Raw genomic sequence first — 4,601 nt, 5'->3', positions numbered from 1 at the left:
AACGCGACGCTTGCTTCACCGCAAATCCGCCGCATAATCAACCCAACCAGATGAGCCAAATCCTCTCTTAGTTCAGGCGGCAATCTGTCCCAATATCCCTGACGACGGACAGTTCAAGCTGTCGCCGAAACCAATCCAGACTGGCCAATGGCGCAGGTTGTGTTCTGTGACCTGACCTCGGCTGACCTACACGCCCAGCTTGATACGTTTCAGGCCCTTCCAACTGTACGCGGTGTGCGCCAGATCGTCGGGCGCGCACCCGGAGAGGACGCGCAGACGGGAACCAATTTCCTGTTGGACGATCCGCGGTTTCTGGACGGACTGAATGAGGCTGGACGGCGTGACCTCAGCTTTGATCTGCAGCTCATTCCTGATTTGATCGGAAAAACCACCCGAGTTCTCGCGCAAGCCTCGAATACACGAGTCGCTCTATGCCATGCCGGATCACCATATGACCGCACTCCGGCGGGCCTGAAAAGCTGGGCTCAAAGATTGCGCGCTCTGTCCGATCTGCCGCACGTCTCATGCAAGCTCTCAGGTCTGGGCATGTTCGATCACAACTGGGCGCCTGAGAGTATTCGCCCGATCGTGGAGATTTGCCTTGAACAATTCGGACCAAAGAGGGTCATGTTTGGCTCGAATTTCCCGGTCGACAAACTCTATGGCAATTACACATCGCTGGTACAGGCTTACCGTGATCTGGTTCCGGCTGAGGCCCAATCGGCTGTGTTCAGAGAAACCGCCGCACACTTCTATGATCTCAAGATGCCCTGAGAATGCTATTCATCCTTGAAACAATAAGGTTCTGTCGCAGATTTCTTTGAGAACTGCACAGACGGAGCTGGAGAGGCGATTTTCCCGCCAGTTGTTAGGCCGGTAATCGGCTCTCAGGAGTCATCTCGACTTCCGCCCATCTGACAGCGATGACTTTGACGTTCCGGCACTCAAACGCAACGGGGACAGTCGTTCCGGGGAACCCGTAGGAATGGGGAAGCCTTCCAAAAGATAATGGAGCTCGTTTCGGACCCATGAGGTGTTGGTATTCAAGGCTTGAATTGACAGAATCTTCAACATTGATCCTGTGCAGATGGGTTCGTCACAGATTTATTGGGTTTGCCCGCGAGGGTCCCAAGGCAAAAAACCCGGAAGAGAGCGTGATACGGAGGTAAAGCAGTGACCCAACAGAACTGGAGCCAGGCAATTCTCGACCGGCTCAAGTCCGAAGGAAGTCGTCTGGCCATACCAGACGGATACCAACTGTTTGCACCGGGCGCTTACGGTGAGGTGTTTTTGATCATTCGTTCGGGCATCGTCCGAGTGGAACAAACCAGCCCGTCAGGGCGGACCGTTGTTCTTTATCGGGTTGGCCCGTACGACAGTTGCGTTATGACGACCTCGTGCATGTTGTCGGACATCCCCTATTCAGGGTTCGGTTATGCCGAGGGGCCGGTGACGGCGCTGGCCATCGGGCGGGACAAGTTCAACACGTTGCTGGCCACAGATGCAGAATTTCGAGGTGCGGTCTTCATGGCGTTTTCACAACGCATTGTTGAACTGTCCGAGGTTATCGATGATCTTCTACTTAACCGGATGGACCTGAAATTGGCGCAGTGGCTTTTGGATCAAGGCGCACATTCGGGCGATATCCGCACCACGCACCAGCGCATTGCGGCCGAACTGGGCAGCGCACGCGAAGTCATGTCCCGTATCCTCAAGGATTTTGAACATCGGGGATGGGTCAGGCTTGAGCGAGGTGTGATTTATCTGCAGGATCGCCCAGCCCTGCACCACCATGCCAGAGCGGGAGTTGTGTGACCTCGTCACATAACACGGTTTGGAAAACAGCGAATCTTGGACCAGATAATCAAGGAGATTCGACCATGCAATTCACGTCTAATGTTGGTTCTGTCGACCGGGTTCTGCGCCTGATCCTCGGTGGCGTGCTGATCCTTCTGGCACTGACCGGCACCATCGGCCCCTGGGGTTGGCTTGGAGCTGTGTTTGTGCTGACGGCCTTCATGAAATTCTGCCCGATTTATGCGCTTCTGGGTCTGTGCACCAACAAGCAAGCCAAGCCGTAACACGTCCTACCCTTGCCTCGCGCAACACTGGGATTCGTCTGGGTTCCGGCGTTGTGCGGCGGGCGCGGCGTTCCTCGGGGCATCCACTGTTGTCCATCCCCCAGCTGACAACCGGCACCAAATTCGAAAGGTGTCAGCATTCGGGCCAGCATGTCGCCTTCTACCCCTAGCACCAGACCGCTACGCAGTTGCACAACCCGGATGCCCATACCCACGATTGGCGCAGCGGCGCGCTCCCATGTGTCGCACACCTCATGGATGAAGACGGGGTGGTAGGTGTCGTCTTCGGTGAGGATCTCGTCTTGCCGCGGCCCATACCAGCCCACGGCGGAACCGGTGATTAGGCAAGATGGTTTTTGATCCAGCCTGCGGATCAGTGCGACGAAATCTTTCGTCATCACGACCCGAGACTGCAGGATGCGCGCGTTTCCGACGCGTCCAATGCGCGTTTGCCACCAGCTCACCTGCCAGATTGACGATGGCGTCAAAGCGCTCTGTGTTGTCAATTTGCTCGAGTGAGGTGATCAGGCGTACCGGATGGGGCAATGCGTCGGCCTTTTGCAGGTTGCGGGTCAGGACGGTGACGTGGTGGCCACCAGCAACCAGGGCCTCGACCAGACGTTGCCTGATGAAACCGGTGCCACCCGTGATCAGCAGATGTTGTCGGGGCGCGAGTTGCGTGACCAGAGAGGCCGCGTTGACGGCATTCAACCGCGTGCTGCGTGCGGCCGCCAGCAAATCGCGCGCGCTGAACAGCGCCACACCAAACGCGGCAAGGGTAGCCATGATGCTCCAACTGCCGTGATGGACAGCCATTCGCCGTCCAATTCGCCCTTCGTGCCGATGAAAACGATCTGGCTTCCAGGCGCTCGCTCCGTCGAACAGATTGAAGGACTTGTGGAAGCTCTCTCGCACGGTGCGTTGCCGGAACCTGTCACGCAGCAGATCGAAGCCCTGATTGCACGTGAACCGGAAGACACGCCGGACAGGGCACGTTGAAAGAAACCCATTGCGGGCGGTGGGCGAACGCCTGATTTGTTTGCAACTGGCCTTTTTGCCTGAGCGCTACCATCTGGCAGTAGGGCATGCGGCGACCAATCTAATGGAAGTTGAGAGTCCTATTTATCCTATGCTGCACTGTCGTCGAAAGCCGATTGCTGAGAAGCTCTATAAAAGACGCTTGACCTGAAGTAGCTTCAGGACTGTAGGAGCCTGGGCGAAAGGGTCTGATAGTATGATGATTTCAGAAGTTGCCGGACTCACCGGGCTCAGCATCTCGACAATTCGCTTCCATGAGAAATCGGGGCTATGCCCTTCATCCAACGCGGCTCGGATGGCAAACGCAGGTTCAAGAAGACAGATGTCGATTGGTTGGAGTTATTGGCGTCACTTCGCTCGACAGGAGTGCCTTTGACGGAAATGCGATCTTTTGCAGAGCTCTACGCATCTGGCGACGGCAAGGTCCCTGAGCGCAAAGCTGTCCTGTTGGCGCATAGGCGACGACTTGACGACCATCTCGCCATGGCTCTGCTTGATTCCGGGTGTCTGTCTCATCTCCACTCCTTGGTGGTTACGATGTGCCAGAAACCCTCTCATATCAAATCAACCTAAACTGTCCCATTCGCGCTGACGTCAGACAATATAGATCACACCCCAGATGCCAAAGCCCCACCCCGAGGGTTGATCCGGCCAGAAGTCCATGGTGACAGGAAACTGTTCGGGCCGGTAGCCTGCGAATTCATTTGTCATCAATGGCGACGGCTCAAACACAACAGACGCCAGTGCAACTGTCATCGCAAGAATGGGTAGATTTTGTTCATCAGGACAGGTCCTTCTGTTCGGGTCCCATCCCGGTTCAGCGTCGTGCTTCGTGGTCCGGGCGCATGGTCGCGATCAACTCGGCCACCTTGATGCCGAATTTGCGCATCTCGGACTTGTTCATGATGACTCCGTTTTCAGTTAGGTAAAGCCAGTCGGTTGCTGTCAGCGTGTGACCGCCCGCGTCTTCCGGCAGAATGATCTGGTACTCCATCTTGATTGTTGACCCAGAAACGACTCCTCGTGCCTCGCCGACAATGTCGTCGGCGGTGGCGGTGAACGTGTTGCCGTCGCTGAGCTTCAGGAACCATTTGCGACTTTGCTTTTTGCCGTTTGAATAGGTGAACTCTTCGCTCAGCGTACCAGTGTCGCCGTCCCATTCACCGACCATTCTGGCAACGAAGCTGTTCGTCATCTTTCCGGTTGGGCCATAAATCAGACCTTCGGAGAGGATTTCACCGCTCAGGTGGGTTTTGAGCGAAAAGGCAGGGCTTGTATCGGCATAGTCTGACGAGGTTTGTGCGCGAAAACTGAGAAACATGGACTTTGCCGCCATGACCAGAGCGGCAAGAATGAGCAGGGCAGTAAGGAGTTTCATTGGGTTGGGTTCTCCGTAGGAAGCGCCAGGACAAGCGCCAAGGCGCCGAGTTTCAGGATGCAGGGAAGGACGGCATAAGAGATGTTCAATGTATTCAGGGCCTC

Annotated in this window: 7 protein-coding genes; 5 read left to right on the top strand and 2 right to left on the bottom strand. The window is 55.9% G+C overall.

Annotated features, from left to right (window positions below; all coding sequences use genetic code 11):
- Positions 1-147 precede the first annotated feature (147 nt).
- The 3 genes from AC2FNC_RS20150 to AC2FNC_RS20140 all read left to right on the top strand — a co-directional run bounded on the left by AC2FNC_RS20150 (position 148) and on the right by AC2FNC_RS20140 (position 2,081).
- The gene (locus AC2FNC_RS20150; protein ID WP_496716469.1) at positions 148-774 is read left to right on the top strand and encodes an amidohydrolase family protein; all 627 of its coding nucleotides are present in this window, start codon (positions 148-150) and stop codon (positions 772-774) included.
- A 399-nt stretch (positions 775-1,173) separates the two neighbouring features.
- On the top strand, positions 1,174-1,815 hold the full coding sequence (locus AC2FNC_RS20145; RefSeq protein WP_496716468.1) for a Crp/Fnr family transcriptional regulator: 642 nt from the start codon (positions 1,174-1,176) through the stop codon (positions 1,813-1,815).
- A gap of 65 nt (positions 1,816-1,880) precedes the next feature.
- Positions 1,881-2,081, top strand: coding sequence for a YgaP family membrane protein (locus AC2FNC_RS20140; protein ID WP_480520765.1), 201 nt, complete (start codon positions 1,881-1,883; stop codon positions 2,079-2,081).
- 252 nt (positions 2,082-2,333) lie between these two features.
- On the opposite strand, the gene AC2FNC_RS20135 is transcribed toward AC2FNC_RS20140, so the two are convergent.
- A complete protein-coding gene (locus tag AC2FNC_RS20135; protein ID WP_480612350.1) occupies positions 2,334-2,687 on the bottom strand; it encodes a hypothetical protein in 354 nt (117 codons plus the stop codon).
- On the opposite strand from AC2FNC_RS20135, the gene AC2FNC_RS20130 reads away from it, so the two are divergent.
- On the top strand, positions 2,619-3,080 hold the full coding sequence (locus AC2FNC_RS20130; protein ID WP_496716470.1) for a hypothetical protein: 462 nt from the start codon (positions 2,619-2,621) through the stop codon (positions 3,078-3,080). The genes AC2FNC_RS20135 and AC2FNC_RS20130 overlap by 69 nt on opposite strands.
- 235 nt (positions 3,081-3,315) lie before the next feature.
- Positions 3,316-3,495 (top strand): MerR family transcriptional regulator, encoded by a 180-nt coding sequence (locus tag AC2FNC_RS20125; protein ID WP_480477906.1) that lies wholly within the window; start codon positions 3,316-3,318, stop codon positions 3,493-3,495.
- A gap of 441 nt (positions 3,496-3,936) precedes the next feature.
- Here AC2FNC_RS20125 and AC2FNC_RS20120 read toward each other — a convergent pair whose 3' ends face one another.
- Positions 3,937-4,497, bottom strand: coding sequence for a DUF3833 domain-containing protein (locus AC2FNC_RS20120; RefSeq protein WP_480520763.1), 561 nt, complete (start codon positions 4,495-4,497; stop codon positions 3,937-3,939).
- Between the last annotated feature and the right edge of the window lie 104 nt (positions 4,498-4,601).

It is taken from the genome of Ruegeria sp. BHSA123, from assembly GCF_059613425.1.
The sequence above is the reverse complement of the archived record's forward strand: the minus strand, read 5'-3'. Positions and strand labels throughout refer to the sequence as shown.

Bases quoted from the DNA above. Each gene is read 5' to 3' on its own strand.
- AC2FNC_RS20130 (WP_496716470.1), top strand. From the start codon at position 2,619: ATGGGGCAATGCGTCGGCCTTTTGCAGGTTGCGGGTCAGGACGGTGAC.
- AC2FNC_RS20150 (WP_496716469.1), top strand. From the start codon at position 148: ATGGCGCAGGTTGTGTTCTGTGACCTGACCTCGGCTGACCTACACGCC.
- AC2FNC_RS20140 (WP_480520765.1), top strand. From the start codon at position 1,881: ATGCAATTCACGTCTAATGTTGGTTCTGTCGACCGGGTTCTGCGCCTG.
- AC2FNC_RS20125 (WP_480477906.1), top strand. From the start codon at position 3,316: ATGATGATTTCAGAAGTTGCCGGACTCACCGGGCTCAGCATCTCGACA.
- AC2FNC_RS20120 (WP_480520763.1), bottom strand. From the start codon at position 4,497: ATGAAACTCCTTACTGCCCTGCTCATTCTTGCCGCTCTGGTCATGGCG.